11 protein-coding genes are annotated in these 14,396 nt (G+C 69.4%); 7 read left to right on the top strand and 4 right to left on the bottom strand.

The genetic code is table 11. The features are described 5' to 3' along the window. The first annotated feature begins 38 nt into the window (after window positions 1–38). Together ACWGI2_RS33200 and exaC are read left to right on the top strand one after the other, a co-directional pair. Window positions 39–1,295: a GAF domain-containing protein gene (locus ACWGI2_RS33200; protein WP_453699485.1), complete on the top strand. Its 1,257-nt coding sequence runs from the start codon at window positions 39–41 to the stop codon at window positions 1,293–1,295. Window positions 1,296–1,662: 367 nt separating this feature from the next. After that, window positions 1,663–3,186 (top strand): acetaldehyde dehydrogenase ExaC, encoded by a 1,524-nt coding sequence (gene exaC / locus ACWGI2_RS33195; protein ID WP_453699484.1) that lies wholly within the window; start codon window positions 1,663–1,665, stop codon window positions 3,184–3,186. A 197-nt stretch (window positions 3,187–3,383) separates the two neighbouring features. On the opposite strand, the gene ACWGI2_RS33190 is transcribed toward exaC, so the two are convergent. After that, window positions 3,384–4,007: an NADPH-dependent F420 reductase gene (locus ACWGI2_RS33190; RefSeq protein WP_453699483.1), complete on the bottom strand. Its 624-nt coding sequence runs from the start codon at window positions 4,005–4,007 to the stop codon at window positions 3,384–3,386. A 32-nt stretch (window positions 4,008–4,039) separates the two neighbouring features. Further along, window positions 4,040–4,774: an SDR family NAD(P)-dependent oxidoreductase gene (locus tag ACWGI2_RS33185; RefSeq protein WP_453699482.1), complete on the bottom strand. Its 735-nt coding sequence runs from the start codon at window positions 4,772–4,774 to the stop codon at window positions 4,040–4,042. 143 nt (window positions 4,775–4,917) lie between these two features. Between ACWGI2_RS33185 and ACWGI2_RS33180 the strand changes: the two genes are divergently transcribed. Next, a complete protein-coding gene (locus ACWGI2_RS33180; RefSeq protein WP_453699481.1) occupies window positions 4,918–5,526 on the top strand; it encodes a TetR/AcrR family transcriptional regulator in 609 nt (202 codons plus the stop codon). A 1,069-nt stretch (window positions 5,527–6,595) separates the two neighbouring features. Here ACWGI2_RS33180 and ACWGI2_RS33175 read toward each other — a convergent pair. Beyond that, window positions 6,596–6,823, bottom strand: coding sequence for a DUF6059 family protein (locus ACWGI2_RS33175; protein ID WP_453398590.1), 228 nt, complete (start codon window positions 6,821–6,823; stop codon window positions 6,596–6,598). A gap of 329 nt (window positions 6,824–7,152) precedes the next feature. On the opposite strand from ACWGI2_RS33175, the gene ACWGI2_RS33170 reads away from it, so the two are divergent. The 4 genes from ACWGI2_RS33170 to ACWGI2_RS33155 all read left to right on the top strand — a co-directional run bounded on the left by ACWGI2_RS33170 (window position 7,153) and on the right by ACWGI2_RS33155 (window position 11,868). Beyond that, window positions 7,153–9,825, top strand: a complete 2,673-nt coding sequence (locus tag ACWGI2_RS33170; RefSeq protein WP_453699479.1) for a LuxR C-terminal-related transcriptional regulator — start codon at window positions 7,153–7,155, stop codon at window positions 9,823–9,825. Between the two features lie 159 nt (window positions 9,826–9,984). Then, window positions 9,985–10,770: a thioesterase II family protein gene (locus tag ACWGI2_RS33165; RefSeq protein ID WP_453398592.1), complete on the top strand. Its 786-nt coding sequence runs from the start codon at window positions 9,985–9,987 to the stop codon at window positions 10,768–10,770. A 37-nt stretch (window positions 10,771–10,807) separates the two neighbouring features. After that, window positions 10,808–11,035 carry an acyl carrier protein gene (locus ACWGI2_RS33160; RefSeq protein ID WP_160502934.1) on the top strand — a complete coding sequence of 76 codons (228 nt, stop codon included), beginning with the start codon at window positions 10,808–10,810 and terminating at the stop codon, window positions 11,033–11,035. After that, window positions 11,032–11,868, top strand: coding sequence for a 2-oxo acid dehydrogenase subunit E2 (locus ACWGI2_RS33155; RefSeq protein WP_453699478.1), 837 nt, complete (start codon window positions 11,032–11,034; stop codon window positions 11,866–11,868). Before ACWGI2_RS33160 ends, ACWGI2_RS33155 begins: the two co-directional genes overlap by 4 nt. A gap of 86 nt (window positions 11,869–11,954) precedes the next feature. Here the strand turns inward: ACWGI2_RS33155 and ACWGI2_RS33150 are convergent. After that, the coding region (locus ACWGI2_RS33150) for an SDR family NAD(P)-dependent oxidoreductase (RefSeq protein WP_453699476.1) at window positions 11,955–14,396 on the bottom strand (2,442 nt) is incomplete at its 5' end.

Raw genomic sequence — 14,396 nt, 5'->3', positions numbered from 1 at the left:
GACGATGGCAGCACCCATCGCCGTCCCGGGAGGCCGAGTTGACCGAACCATGGGTGGCCCTGGAAGCCGGTGCCGATCCTGCCGAGCGGCTGCGGGTGCTGCGGCGCGCCCACGAGAGGTTCACCGAGGCAGGGACGCTCACGCGACCGGTGCGTTCCGTGGTGGCCGATTCGTGGCGGCGCTCGGCCAGGGCCAGGGTCAGCCCGGAGGACACCGGCGCGGCGGTGGAGCTCACCGACGGGGACCTCGGTTCGTATCGCGCCGAGCATCCGCTGGCCGGGGTGATGCCGCTGTTCCGTGAGCTGATGGGCACGTTCGCGATGGACGGTGAGCATCTCCTCGCGGTGTGCGACGCGTACGGGAGGCTGCTCTGGGTCGAGGGTCACTCCGCGACGCGGCAGAAGGCCGGGCGGATGAACTTCGTGCCGGGCGCACGGTGGGCGGAATCCGCGATGGGGACGAATGCCCCGGGGACGGCGGTGGCATTGGACCGCCCGGTGCAGGTGTTCGCGGCCGAGCACTTCATCCGGCGCGTCCAGCCGTGGACGTGCGCGGCGGCTCCGGTGCACGATCCGCGGACCGGGCGGCTGCTCGGAGCGGTGGACATCACCGGGGGTGACGACCTCGCGCATCCGCACAGCCTCGCCTTCGTGCAGGCGGTCGCTCGGGCGGCGGAGTCTCAACTAGCCCTGCTGTCACCGCCGGTGGAGGACAGAGATGCCGTGGGGCTCACCGCGCTCGGCCGTGACGAGGCACTGCTGCTGACCGGCGGTCGCAAGGTGCGGCTGAGCCGCAGGCACAGCGAGATCCTCGTCCTGCTCGCTCGCCACCCCGAGGGGCTGACCGGCGATGAGCTGCTGTGCGCGCTGTACGAGGACGAGTCGGTGACGCCGGTGACGCTGCGGGCCGAGTTGGCCCGGCTGCGGCGGCTTCTGGGGCCGGATCTGCTCCGGTCGCGTCCGTACCGGCTCTCGGTGCCGGTCGAGTCGGATCTCGATGCCGTCGAGCGACGGCTCGGTTCGGGGGCGGTCACCGCGGCAGCCGCCGCATACGCGGGTCCGCTTCTGCCTGCTTCCCAGGCACCTGCCGTGGCCCGGCTGCGGCGCAGGCTCGCCGATCAGCTGCGGGCTGCGCTGATCGCACGCCGAGACCCGGATCTACTGGCGGACTGGGTGCATACCCCGTGGGGTGAGGGCGACCTCGCGGTGTGGCGCGCGCTCGCGCAGGTTCGGGCGACGCCACCGGTGCTGTCCCGGCTCCGGGAGCTGGATGCGGAGTTGACTGACGCGAGGTAGGGAGCGGCTGAACCTGCCCGCCGGGCCTGCGGGAGGGACGGGCTGAGCGCGGCGTCGCCATGGGTGCGTGCGTGTATGCGTGGGCGGCGGGCGGGCGCAGGCGCAGCCAACTCAGCAGAACCGTTCCCCGGAGCGGCCACAGCGCAGCAGCCGCCGTGGTCCGACGCGGCCCGAGGTAGCCGCCGCACCCCGACGCAGCCGACCAAACCGCAGCCCAGCCATCCGCCCGTCCCGCACCCACACCCGCACCCGCCACACCCGAACGAGCCGCTGGCCAGCTTCCGCAACGTACCTGCAACGTCCGTCCTCCTACCCTCCGGGCGAGAGCTGCCCAACGGCGGGCAGCCTTCCCCGGGAGGCCACCAAGATGACCCGTTACGCAGCGCCCGGCACCGACGGCGCAGTTGTCTCCTATCAGGCCCGCTACGACCACTTCATCGGCGGCGAGTACGTCCCGCCCGCCCGCGGCCAGTACTTCGAGAACCCGAGCCCGATCAACGGGCAGCCCTTCACCGAGATCGCCCGCGGTACGGCCGAGGACGTAGAGCGCGCGCTGGACGCGGCGCATGCCGCCGCGCCCGCATGGGGCCGCACCTCCGCGACCGAACGCGCGGACGTCCTGCGGAAGATCGCCGACCGCATGGAGGCGAACCTCGAACGGCTCGCGGTGGCCGAGAGCTGGGAGAACGGCAAGCCGGTACGCGAGACGCTGGCCGCCGACATCCCGCTCGCCATCGACCACTTCCGCTACTTCGCGGGGGTCATCCGCGCGCAGGAGGGGTCGCTGAGCGAGGTGGACGAGGACACCATCGCGTACCACTTCCACGAGCCGCTCGGCGTCGTCGCGCAGATCATTCCGTGGAACTTCCCCATCCTGATGGCGACATGGAAGCTCGCGCCGGCTCTCGCGGCGGGCAACGCGGTCGTACTCAAGCCCGCTGAGCAGACCCCGGCGTCCATCCACTACTGGATGAGCCTGGTCTCCGACCTGCTGCCGCCGGGTGTCGTCAACATCCTCAACGGCTTCGGCGTCGAGGCGGGCAAGCCCCTCGCCTCCAGCCCGCGCGTCGCGAAGGTCGCCTTCACCGGTGAGACCACGACGGGGCGGCTGATCATGCAGTACGCCTCGGAGAACATCAAGCCGGTGACGCTGGAGCTGGGAGGGAAGTCGCCGAACATCTTCTTCGACGACGTCTGGGCCGCCAACGACGACTTCCGTGACAAGGCGCTCGAGGGCTTCACGATGTTCGCCCTCAACAACGGCGAGGTGTGTACGTGTCCGTCGCGAGCCCTCGTCCAGCGAGGCCACTACAGCGAGTTCATGGAAGCGGCGGTCGCCCGCACCGAGCAGATCGTTCCGGGGCACCCGCTGGACACCGACACGATGATCGGAGCCCAGGCCTCCAACGACCAACTGGAGAAGATCCTCTCGTACCTGGACATCGGCCAGCAGGAGGGCGCCAAGGTTCTGACGGGCGGTCAGCGCATCACGTACGACGGTGAGTTGGCCGGTGGCTACTACGTCCAGCCGACGATCTTCGAGGGTGACAACCGCATGCGGATCTTCCAGGAGGAGATCTTCGGCCCGGTCGTCTCCGTCGCATCCTTCAGCGACTTCGACGACGCCATCAAGACCGCCAACGACACGCTGTACGGTCTGGGTGCCGGAGTCTGGACGCGCGACATGAACACCGCCTACCGGGCGGGCCGCGCGATCCAGGCGGGCCGGGTCTGGACGAACTGCTACCACGCGTATCCCGCACACGCGGCGTTCGGCGGCTACAAGCAGTCCGGGATCGGGCGCGAGACGCACAAGATGATGCTGGAGCACTATCAGCAGACGAAGAACCTTCTTGTTTCGTACAGCCCGAAGAAGCTTGGGTTCTTCTAGAGCCAGACGTCGGGTGCCTGCAGGCGCCGTTGTACCCCAGGCAACCTGACAAGTTAGGCACCCTCCGTTACCCGCAGGGTGCCTAACGTCAATGTCCGACCGGCAGGTGAACTTTCCCTGTCCGTTGCGTACCCCCCTCACGCCAGCTCCGTCCCCCGATCGGCAACCGCTCCGAAGAGGCTCCGTCAACCGTTTGCTCAGACGGGAAGTTCGGTGATGCTGAGGGCGAAGTCCAAGTTCCCCACCCCGTGGTTGGCGAGGCCGACCGTGACCACGCCTGCTCCTTCCAGCCAGTGCGCCATTTTCAGGCCGCCGACGTCCAGCGGGCGCATCCCGAGGCTCTTGATGAACGCTTCCACGCTTGCCTTGGCCTGCGTGCTGTCGCCGGCGATGAAGACGTCGGGTCGGCCCTTTTCCAGGACGTGGCGGAAGACGGTGTTGAACGCCTTCACCACGCTGGCGCTTGCGGGGGCCGCCTTGGCGGCTTCCTGTGCGATCGAGGTCTGCTCGCGGTGGGCCAGCCCGTCGAATGTGGAGTTGAAGGGGTTGCTGATGTCGACGATGACCTTGCCCGCGAGAGCGTCTCCGTACTGGGTGATGACCGGTACGACGCCGTCGTGCAGCAGCGCCACGATGATGATGTCCCCGGCCGGGGCGGTGCCCCATTCTCCCGTCGTGGCGGCGCCGCCGAGGGTCTTGGCCAGGTCGGCGGCCTTGGACTGATCGCGGCCCATGATCTCGACGGTGTTGTCGCCGGCTATCGCCCGCGCGCCGATGGTGCGGGCCATGTTCCCGGTGCCGATGATGCTGATGTTGCTCATAAGGTGTCCTGTCCTGGTGCGTGTTGTTGGGTTCAGATGGCGGTGGTGCCGCCGTCGGCGACGAGTTCCATGCCGTTGACGTAGCTGGAGTCGTCGGAGGCGAGGAAGAGGGCGGCGGTGGCGATTTCATCGGGGCGGCCCATCTGGCCGCGGGGGATGAGGGACTCGAACTGGCGCCTGGTGGTCTCGTCGAAGAGTTCTTCCTGCTTGGCGGTGGCGACCTGGCCGGGGGTCAGGACGTTGACGCGGATGCGGCGGTCCTTGAGCTCGTTGAGCCAGACTCGGGCCCACGCCTGCTGGACGGCCTTGCTGCCGGCATAGACGCTCCAGCCGGGAAAGGCGCCGAGGGAGGCGTTGGAGCCCGTCATGAGGATGGAGCCGCCGTCGTTGAAGAGCGGCAGGGCCTTCTGGACGGTGAACAGGGTGCCGCGGGCGTTGAGCCCGAACCAGGTGTCGAACTGGGCCTCGGTGATCTCGCCGAGCGGGGCGGGCTCGCCCCCGCCGGCGCTGGCCCACAGCACGTCGAGGCTGCCCTTCTCCTGCTTGACGGTGTCGTACAGGCGGTCCAGGTCGTCCAGGTCGGCGGCGTCGCCCTGGACGCCGGTGACGTTGCGGCCGATCTGCTTCACGGCCTGGTCCAGGGCGTCCTGACGGCGGCCGGTGATGAAGACGTGCGCTCCCTCGTCGACGAACAGCTTCGCGCCGGCCAGCGCCATGCCGGTGGTGCCGCCGGTGATGACTGCGACCTTGCCGTCGAGCTTTCCCATGGTGATTCCCTTGGGTCGGTGGTGCCGTGTGTGCCGGGGACGACGGCGTTAAGTACACCGCCTTGTGTGCTTAACGTACGGGGCGGGTGGCGGGGGCGCAACTATGTACACCGGTCGTTACCTAGCGGCGGTACGATGGACCCATGACGGAGTTGGAGAAGGGCCCCACGGGCCGCCGCCGCGGCCGGGGCGCCCGCGAGCGCATCATCGGCGCGGCCCAGCAGCTGTTCCGCGAGCAGGGCATCAGCCGCACCGGGATGGACCAGCTCTGCGCGGCGGCCCAGGTGTCCAAGCGCACGGCCTACCAGCACTTCACCGGCAAGGACGAACTCGTCGCCGAGTACCTGCGCCGGTTCGACCCCACCGTTCTTTGCGGCGTATTCGACCGCACCGACCTCACGCCCCGCGAACGGCTCCTCAGCGCCTTCGACATCCCCCCCACCACCCCCCTGTGCCCCTACATCGCCGCCGCCGTCGAACTCCACGACCCCCAGCACCCCGCGTCCCAATACGCACGCGACTACAAGAAAGCCGTCGCCGCGCGGCTCGCCGACACCGCCCGCGAAGCCGGCGCCGCCGACCCCGAACAGCTCGGCGAGCAGCTCGCACTGCTCATCGACGGCGCCGCTGCCCGCACCCGGGTCCTCGACGCCGACGCCTTCCCCACCGCCGCCGCCATCGCCGCCGTCCTCATCGACAACGCCATCCCCGCCGCAGCCAGCGATGACCGGCGGGAGGAAGCGCCGAGTTGACGTGGCACTCTGCGGCCGGACTGGACGCGCTGCCGGTCGCGCGGGTGCATCCGCTGGTACGCGACACCAACTGCCCGGCACATGGCCCCGGCCTGCTGGCTTTTACGGAACGTCCGCCTACTGAGGGCCGCAGCAGAAGCCTGTGGGTGCCCGAAACTCGGCTACCCCTGCTGGCCTGGCCTTGCGGTCCCACCGCGCGAGCCCCGCGCCAAAGCGCGCTGTCCCGTCACGGTCGTGACGCCCACGCCCACGCCCGGACCAGACCGGATAAAAGCCTTGCCCTATACGCAGCCCCGCAGACGCTGAAGGCACCGTCGACTGAGAACCAGGGGCACTCTCGGACGTCCGCCGCCGCGCTGTACGGGCGAGTGGGATCGATGCCCCCCACCAGCACAGACGCGCAGCCCCTCAAGCGCGTCAAGGATCAACGCGCCAAGTGGTTGGCCGACTGCTCCGACCTGCACCGCCCCTACGAATGCCATGGCGACCTTTTCCTCGCTTTCACCCGCATTGCCTGCGCAGTGATTCGCGAACCCTGAATCACCAAGTCTGATGCCGTCTGGATTGAGTGAGTGATGCTCTAAAGAAAAGGCCAGGGGCTTGACATCCCGAGTGATTCGCCAAGCCGAACTGCTTCAGGAACTTCAACGACGAGGCTGTCAACCTGAACACAAGTACTCGGCGGGAACACTGCGACCCGTACAGATGTGCGACATATCTACGGCTAGCCCTCCCCCGCCCTGCTGGGCGAGCATGAAAGATTTCCGGCCATCCTGTCGCCGGACTGACGTCCACCTCTTCCCAGCGCCCGCGCCTGACACGTCCACGTCAGCCACTGACGGGGCACCACTTGCCGACGATCATGATGCGTCTCCAGGCAGGCCCCGTTGGGGACTGGCCACGACGGGCTCGACCTCACCGGGCAGCAGATCGTCGGTACCGAGCAGATCGCCGTCGATCGTCACGAATCCCCCACAGTGTGCGTCCCCGGGTGACTCTGATGCAGTGGATCTTGAGCTCGACAGGGCACGCGGCAAGAATTCCCTCGCAGCGAGCGCTTTCGATCCGGCTAGCGATCGGGGGGCGTCGTCGGCGGGTCGAGGTCGGCAAGGAGCCTGAGGATCTCTGCCTCCGTGACGCTGAGCGGCACCTCCGGACACAGCCGCTCCGGGTGCCCCGGGGGCGGGCCCGTCGGGGGCGGCTCGGACTCGACGGGTGGGATCCACACCCATATCCGGCCGAAGGCGATCAGGGAATCCTGCGCCGCGCGGAGCAGCCAGGCGTACAGGGAAGCCATTCGTGCAGGATGTTCCGCCCGGCCAAAGCCCGACCAAAGCCGTCGGGTGGAGTGTACGCAGCGCCCTGCAAGTGAATATCCGGACGCCACCAATCCGGATTCACGGCTACCGGACGCACCCTCACGCGCCCACGAGAATACAGACAGCCTGGATAATTTAGCAAAAAACGGGCGCACTTTTCCGCCACTGCGAGAAGGCGACCTTGCACATCACCGCGCGATGGATATCTTGTGGCCGAGATGTACGGTGCGACCGAGATTTGCGGTAAAGAGTTGCTCATCGCTTGCGTGCCCACAGTACGCAGGCCCACGGGGGTGAGTATTCCGGAATGGCTTTCGTAAGTCGTGAGAGAGAACTCGGAATTCTGAAGGCAGCTCTTTCCAATTGTGGCCACGGCCCATCGAGAACGATCGTCGTCACCGGCGGCGCAGGCGCCGGAAAGAGCGCTCTGCTGCACGCCTTCACCGAGCACGCCATAACTGCTGACGTCACGGTCCTCAGTGTTCAGGGCAGGGCGGTGACCGCCGACCCTCCCCTTTCCCTCTTTCACCAGCTGGCCGCGCAGTCATCGGCGTCCCTGCCGGAGAGTCAGCCCGCGCCCACCTCGCCGGCGGTGCAGTTCGCCACCGCGCTGCCCCGCGTGGCCGACGGCGGGCTCGCGGTGATCTGCGTGGACGACGTGCAGGAAATTCCCTGGTCACAGCTGGACTTCCTGATCCAGACCATCAACTGGCACAGGGACCGACGCATTCTGCTCGTCGTCACCGACTTACCGCACCTGCCGCACCGAGAGGCACCCACCAAGACGGAATTCCTGCGCCGCCCGTACACCGAGCACATCCGGCTGGGTCCGCTCGACGAGCGGGGAGTCCGGGAGATGACCGCGGCGGAGATCGACCGGCCGCACGATCGATGGGTGCGGCTGCTCCACCACCTCAGCGGCGGCAGCCCCCTCCTGCTGAGCGCCCTGCTCGAGGATTTCAAGAGCAGGGACATGACACTTCCCCTGACTGAAATGGAGCAGTCCACCGAACTCGCAATGTATGGGCAGGCAGTGATGTCCGTCCTGCGTCGCAGTGGTTGCGCCGCCGTTAAAATCGGCTGTCTGCTGTCCGTCCTCGGCGATTCCGCCTCACCGGAGCTGCTGTCCCGGATGAGCGGTATTTCCTCCTCTCTCATCGACGCGCAGATCGCGGCTCTCCGGGATTCCGGCGTTATCGACGGAATGTCGTTCCGCCACCCGACCGCCCAGCGGACCGTTCTCGCGGATGTGGATCCCTCCGTGCGGACCAGGTTGCACATCAAGGTGGCTGCCGCCCAGTACAGCGCGGGGGCACCCGCCACCGAAGTGGCCCGGCACCTGTTGGCCGCACGGCACACCGAGGAGCCATGGCAGCGGACGGTGCTGCGCAACGCCGCGGAGACTGCCATGGGCGAGGAGGACACCCAGCTGGCCGTCCGGTGTCTCGAACTCGCCCTGGAGGGCTGTCCCGAAGGACCCGACCGCGTCGAGATCCACATGCGGCTGGCGCTGATCGCCCTGCGGATGAACCCCACGACCGTGGAGGCTCGGCACCTGCCCGAACTCATGGCGGCCTTCGAGTCGGGCACCATGCCCGGCACGGCCTGTGACGGGCTGGCGGACCTGCTCTTCGGCTGCGGCCGGCTGGAGGAGGCCTTCACGGTTCTGCAGAAGCAGGGCGCGAAGACCAGCGCGGGGGACGTCAGGGCGGGCGACCATCCCAACATCGCCTGGCTGTGGGCCTGGTCCAGCTTCCACACCCCTGTCCACTCGGACGAGCCGCCCGTCGCGTTCCTCCGCCAAACCGCGCACGAATCGGCCACAGCCCTGTTCAGGACCGCCGAAGGCTCCCTCCTCATCGGCGACAGCGACGACTGGGCGACAGCGGCCGAGAATCTCCTGGAGGTCTCGGTCCTCTCCGACGCCACCGTCTGGTCACTGTCCAGTGCGGTCAAGGCACTGATCATCGCCGACCGGCTGGAGTCGGCCTGGCACTGGTGCGAGCGGCTGGTCAAGGAGTCCGCCGCCCGCGAAGCCCCTGGCTGGCAGACGGTCTTCGCCCTGCTGCAGGCTCTCGTCGCCCTGCGCCAGGGAAAGCTGACGGCCGGACTGGACTGCGTCCGGCTCGTGCAGCTCGTCATCACCGAGCGCAGCAGCGCGATGGTCTGCGCCGCGGAGGCCACGCTCGCCGCCCTGTACATCGAGATGGGGCGCTACGACGAGGCCGCCCGGGTGTTCGCCAAGCCGGTGCCGCCCGCCTGGGAGAAGAGCGTCTACTGGCTCAGCTATCTCCGGGCCCGCGGCTGTCTCCTCATCGCCACCAACCGGCCGCACGCGGGGCTCTCCGACTACCTGCGCATCGGCAAACTGGCCGAGCGGTTCCACGTCGACCACCCGACCCTGGTGCCCTGGCGGCTGTTCGCCGCCGAGGCGTGGCTGCGGCTCGGGCACCCGAAACAGGCGGCGTACATGATGGCGGAACACACGGCGCGCGGCCCGCGCACGTCCGGCCGGAACCAGGCCATGGCGCTTCGATTGCAAGCGGCACTGGCCGAGCCGCACGCACGGCCACGTCTGCTCCTCAAGGCCGCAAACGAGTACCACGCTTCGGGCGACCGACCGGAGCTGGCGAGAACCCTGATCGACCTGGACGAGGCCCTGTGGGTCCTCGGCCATGACAAGTGGGCCGTCCTGGCCCGGCGCACGGCCATACTGATCGCCCACAACTGCCTGCAGGGGACCACGCCCGTCCCCCGCGAGGAGGAGCCGAAGCCGCCCCCGGCCGCGCCCCAAAGGCTCACCCGGGCCGAGCACAGGGTGGCCGAACTGGTGGCCAAGGGGCTCACCAACCGCCAGGTCGCCCGTCGCCTCCACATCACCGCCAGCACGGTCGAGCAGCACCTCACACGCATCTACCAGAAACTGGGCATCACGCATCGCAAGGAGATCGGCATCCACTTGGGCACCCGTACGGCGTGAACGCGCGGACCGCGCTGCGGTACACGGTTCTTTAGCCGAGCTTTGTCGGCCTTTCAACCGGCGTCCCTACCGTCGCTGACGTCAGATGAGACCGAGTGCCCCAGGTGCGCTCTCAGCCGTGTGCCACGCGCTCTCGCACCCGGGAGGGCGGAGGAAGGCATGACGACGGTGCCCAGAGAGTTCAACGACATGTGGCTGCGTCGCTTCGGCGCGGCCCGGCAACCGAGCATCCGGCTGGTCTGCCTGCCACACGCGGGGGGCGCCGCAAGCGCGTTCCTCGCACTGCACCGGGCACTGCCGCCGTCCGTCGACTGTGTGGCCGTGCAGTATCCGGGCCGTCAGGAGCGCCGTCACGAGCCGCCGCTTCGGGACACTCGCGCCCTGGCGGCCCGGGTCGCCTCGGTGCTCGAACCACTGACGGACCTGCCGCTGGTCCTGTTCGGGCACAGCATGGGCGCCGTGATCGGTTTCGAGACGGCCGGCCTGCTGGAGCGCGGCGGCGTCAATGCGCCCATCGGGTTCATCGCGTCGGGTCGGCACTCGCCCGCCACACCCCGCCACGAGACCGTGCATCTGAGGGACGACGACGGGCTGATCGCCGAGATCACCGCGCTGAGCGGCACCGATCCGCAGATCCTGGCCGACCCTGACATGCGGGGCATGATTCTGCCCGCGCTGCGTGCCGACTACACAGCCGTCGAGACGTATCGCCGCGACCCCGGGCTCGTCCTGCGCTGCCCGGTCACCGTCTTCACCGGCACCAGCGACCCGCGGGTCACCGACGCGGAGGCGCGGGCCTGGGAGCAGTTGACCACGGGCGGCTTCCGCATCGAGCGGTTCCCGGGCGGCCACTTCTACCTGGACGGCGCCGAACGGGCCGTCGCCACCGCTCTCCTGCGCGATCTCCATGCCTTCTCGAACTCCGCAGCGACCACGACTCGTTGACTGTCCGTCGTGGGCCCGAACCCGGAAGGACCCATTCATGAACACGATCGACGATCTTGTCGTGCTGATCCGTGACGAGCTGGGGCTGGCGGTGTCCGTCCAGGACGCCCAACGGCCCCTCGACGAGATCGCCGGCTGGGACTCCGTCCACCTGCTCTGGCTGACCGCGGCTCTCGAACGCCGTACCGGGCGCAGCGTCTCCATGCCGGACATGCTGGAGGCGGGAACCCTCGGGGGCATCTATCAGGTGGCGGTCGCGGCGTGAGCGAGTCACGGTTCCCCGCCGAGCGGCGGCACACCCTCTACCACTGCGACGAGATCCGCGCCGCCGCGCCCGTCTACCTCGACACCGAGGTGGACATGAGCTGCGTCGAACGCCACCGGGCGGCGGCCCGCAACGAGGGTCGCCGGTACTCCGTGGTGAGTTACGTACTCCAGGCGGCGGGCCAGGTACTGGCCCGCCATCCGGAGGCCAACGCGGCCGTCCGCGGCCGGGTGCGCCCCCGGATCGCGCGCTACTCCACGGTCAGTGGCAAGGTGACCCTGGACAAGACCCTGGGCGGTCGACGGGTTGTGCTGGCGACCGTCGTCCCGGAACTGGAACGGTCGAGCCTGGCAGCGGTGCAGCGGCACGTGGAACGGTTCCGGGACGGAGATCCCGACCACATGCCGGAGTTCGCGCCGGTGCGCAAGCTGCACCGGCTGCCCGTGCCGGTCGGCCGGCTGCTGTTCCGGCTGGCCACCCGCTCACTGGCACACCGCAGCGAGCTGGTCGGCACCGTCGCCGTCACCTCCCTCGGCCACCGGCCGGTGGACGGGTTCCAGTCGCTCGGCGGTACGACCGTCACACTCGGTGTCGGACGGGTGGTGGACCGTGCCGTTGTCCGAAAGGGTGCGGTCGTGGTCGCTCCGATGATGCGGCTGAGCCTGGCGTTCGACCACCGGGTCATCGACGGCGCCGAGGCAGCCGATGTGCTGGCCGAACTCAAGGAGTTCCTGGAGACGTACGGGCCGGACACCGCCGGTTTCCCGGACGGGGACGAGTCGGCCGCCCCTCGTGCGACGGATCGGCGACCCGCCTCGGCCTCCGGCTCCTGACCACTTCGTACGACCGCTTGCACATCCTGCCGCGGGCCCCGTTCCTTCACGGGCCCGCGGCATTTGTGTCCCCGGCCGCGGGGCGCTCAGCCCCGGCCCAACTCCCGGTCGATCAGCGCGAACATCTCGTCGTCACTGGCCGTGGACAGTTCGGCGCCGGGCTCGTCTACGGCCGCCGAGGCACCGGTGGGGTCGGCGTGCGTGTCTTCCAGCTGCCAGAGCAGCGACCTCAGCCGCTTGGCGAACCTCGACCGCTTCTCGTCGTCCAGGGCGCCCGCGGCCAGTTGTCCTTCGAGTGCGGCAAGGCTCTCCATGCCGGCGCCGGGCTCGGGCTCGGCGACCGTGCCCGGCAGTTCCGTGCCGAGCAGCTCCGCCAGCGCCTCCGGCGTCGGGTTATCGAACACCGCAGTGGCTGAAATACGCAGCCCGGTTGCCGAGTTGAGACGGTTGCGCAGTTCCACCGAAGCCAGCGAGTCGAAGCCGATGGTCTTGAACGTGGCATCACGGGGAACGGTGTTCGGCGACTCGTGACCGAGTACCACCGCGGCGTGCGTACGGACCAGCCTCACCAGCGCCTCGGCCCGCTGCGCCGGCGGCAGCGTGGCCAGCTGCCGGGCCTGCGCCCCGTCCGTCCCGGTGGACGCGTCCGTTCCCGCGGCGCGGCGCAGCATCGGCCGGACCACCTTGCTGAGCACTGCCGGAACGTCGGAGCCCTGCTCGGCGCGGGTGCTCAGCCGGGCCGGTACCACCACGGCCTCGCCCAGCGCCACGGCGGCATCGAACAACGCCAGGCCCTCGTCCGTGGCCAGCGGCAGAATGCCACTGCGGCTCAGCCGGGCCACGTCGGCGTCACCGAGGTGCCCCGACAACTCGCTCTCCTGTGCCCAGTACCCCCAGGCCAGCGAGAGCGCCGGGTGACCGAGCGCCTGCCGGCGCTGGGCCAGGGCGTCCAGGCCCGCGTTGGCCGCAGCGTAGTTGCCCTGACCCGCCGTACCGAGCGTGCCCGCGATCGATGAGAACAGCACAAAACGGCTCAGGTCGAGGTGCCGGGTCAGCTCGTCGAGATGGTCCGCCGCGGCCATCTTGGGGTCCAGGACCCGGTCCACGGCATCGGCGTCGAGCGCTTCGAGCGTGCCGTCGGCGGTCACCCCGGCGGCATGTACCACCGCGGTCAGCGGATGCGCGTCCGGCACACCGGCCAGCAGCCGCGCCACCTCCTCGCGCCGCGAGACGTCGCACGCGGCCACCGTGACGGACACCCCGAGCTCCGCCAACTCGCCCCGCAGTTCCTCTGCTCCCGGCGCGTCGAGGCCGCGCCGGCTGGTCAGCAGCAAGTGCCGCACACCGTGCACCCTCGCCAGATGCCGGGCGACCTGGGCCCCCAGGGCGCCCGTGCCACCGGTGACCAGGACGGTGCCGTCGGGGTCCAGCGGCGACGGTACGGTCAGCACGATCTTGCCGATGTGCCGTGCCTGACTCATAAAACGGTAGGCCTCGGTGGCTCGGCGTACGTCCCAGGTCCGCACGGGCAGCGGGTCAAGGACGCCCGCTTCCAGCAGCGTCACGATCTCACCGAGCATCTGCCGGATCCGGTCCGGGCCCGCCTCCATCAGGTCGAACGCCCGATAGGTGACGCCCTGATGGCGGGCCGCGACGTCGGCGGCGTCGCGGATGTCCGTCTTGCCCATCTCGACGAACCGCCCGCCCGCGGGCAGCAACCGCAGCGAGGCGTCCACGAACTCCTTCGCCAGCGAGTTCAGCACTACCCGCATCCCTCCGCCGGAGACCCGCAGGAAGCGCTCGGCGAAATCCAGATCGCGCGATGACGCAATCCGCTCCTCCGCCAGCCCCAGGTCCCGCAGCAGCCCCTGTTTCGCCGGGCCGGCCGTCGCGTACACCTCCGCTCCCCAGTGCCGCGCCAGTTGTACGGCGGCCATGCCGACGCCGCCGGTCGCGGCGTGCACCAGGACCGCGTCCCCTTCCTCCAGCCGTCCCAGGTCGCGCAGCCCGTAGTAAGCGGTGAGGAAGACCACCGGCACGGAGGCGGCCTTCGCGAAGGTCCAGCCGTCCGGCATCCGCACCACCAGGCGCTCGTCGGCGACCGCGACGGGCCCGAAGGAGTGCGGCAGCAGGCCCATCACACGGTCCCCGGGAGCGAGTCCGGTCACCCCCGGCCCCACCTCCGTGACGACGCCGGCGCCCTCGCTGCCCATCACCTGCTCGCCCGGGTACATCCCGAGCGCCATCAGCACGTCCCGGAAGTTCAGCCCGGCCGCACGCACCGCCACCCGGACTGTCCCGGGAGCGAGCGGCTCGGCCATCTCCTCGCAGGGCACCAGCCGGAGTGACTCGATGGTGCCCGGCTCGCTGGTGTCCAGCCGCCAGGTCACAACGCCCGGTGGCGGGGACAAGGGCGGGTCGTCGTGCAGCGGAGTGAGGTGGGGGGTGTGGAGGGTGTTGTTGTGGAGGGCGAGTTGGGGGGTGGTGGTGAGGGCTTGGGGGAGGTGGGTGGGGTTGTTGTCGGTGTC

Source organism: Streptomyces sp. NPDC054866 (assembly GCF_053610745.1).
The sequence above is the reverse complement of the archived record's forward strand: the minus strand, read 5'-3'. Positions and strand labels throughout refer to the sequence as shown.

What these genes read in the sequence shown, in the direction of transcription:
- exaC (WP_453699484.1), top strand. Translation starts at nt 1,663, where the DNA reads ATGACCCGTTACGCAGCGCCCGGCACCGACGGCGCAGTTGTCTCCTAT.
- ACWGI2_RS33190 (WP_453699483.1), bottom strand. Translation starts at nt 4,007, where the DNA reads ATGAGCAACATCAGCATCATCGGCACCGGGAACATGGCCCGCACCATC.
- ACWGI2_RS33185 (WP_453699482.1), bottom strand. Translation starts at nt 4,774, where the DNA reads ATGGGAAAGCTCGACGGCAAGGTCGCAGTCATCACCGGCGGCACCACC.
- ACWGI2_RS33180 (WP_453699481.1), top strand. Translation starts at nt 4,918, where the DNA reads ATGACGGAGTTGGAGAAGGGCCCCACGGGCCGCCGCCGCGGCCGGGGC.
- ACWGI2_RS33175 (WP_453398590.1), bottom strand. Translation starts at nt 6,823, where the DNA reads ATGGCTTCCCTGTACGCCTGGCTGCTCCGCGCGGCGCAGGATTCCCTG.
- ACWGI2_RS33170 (WP_453699479.1), top strand. Translation starts at nt 7,153, where the DNA reads ATGGCTTTCGTAAGTCGTGAGAGAGAACTCGGAATTCTGAAGGCAGCT.
- ACWGI2_RS33165 (WP_453398592.1), top strand. Translation starts at nt 9,985, where the DNA reads ATGACGACGGTGCCCAGAGAGTTCAACGACATGTGGCTGCGTCGCTTC.
- ACWGI2_RS33160 (WP_160502934.1), top strand. Translation starts at nt 10,808, where the DNA reads ATGAACACGATCGACGATCTTGTCGTGCTGATCCGTGACGAGCTGGGG.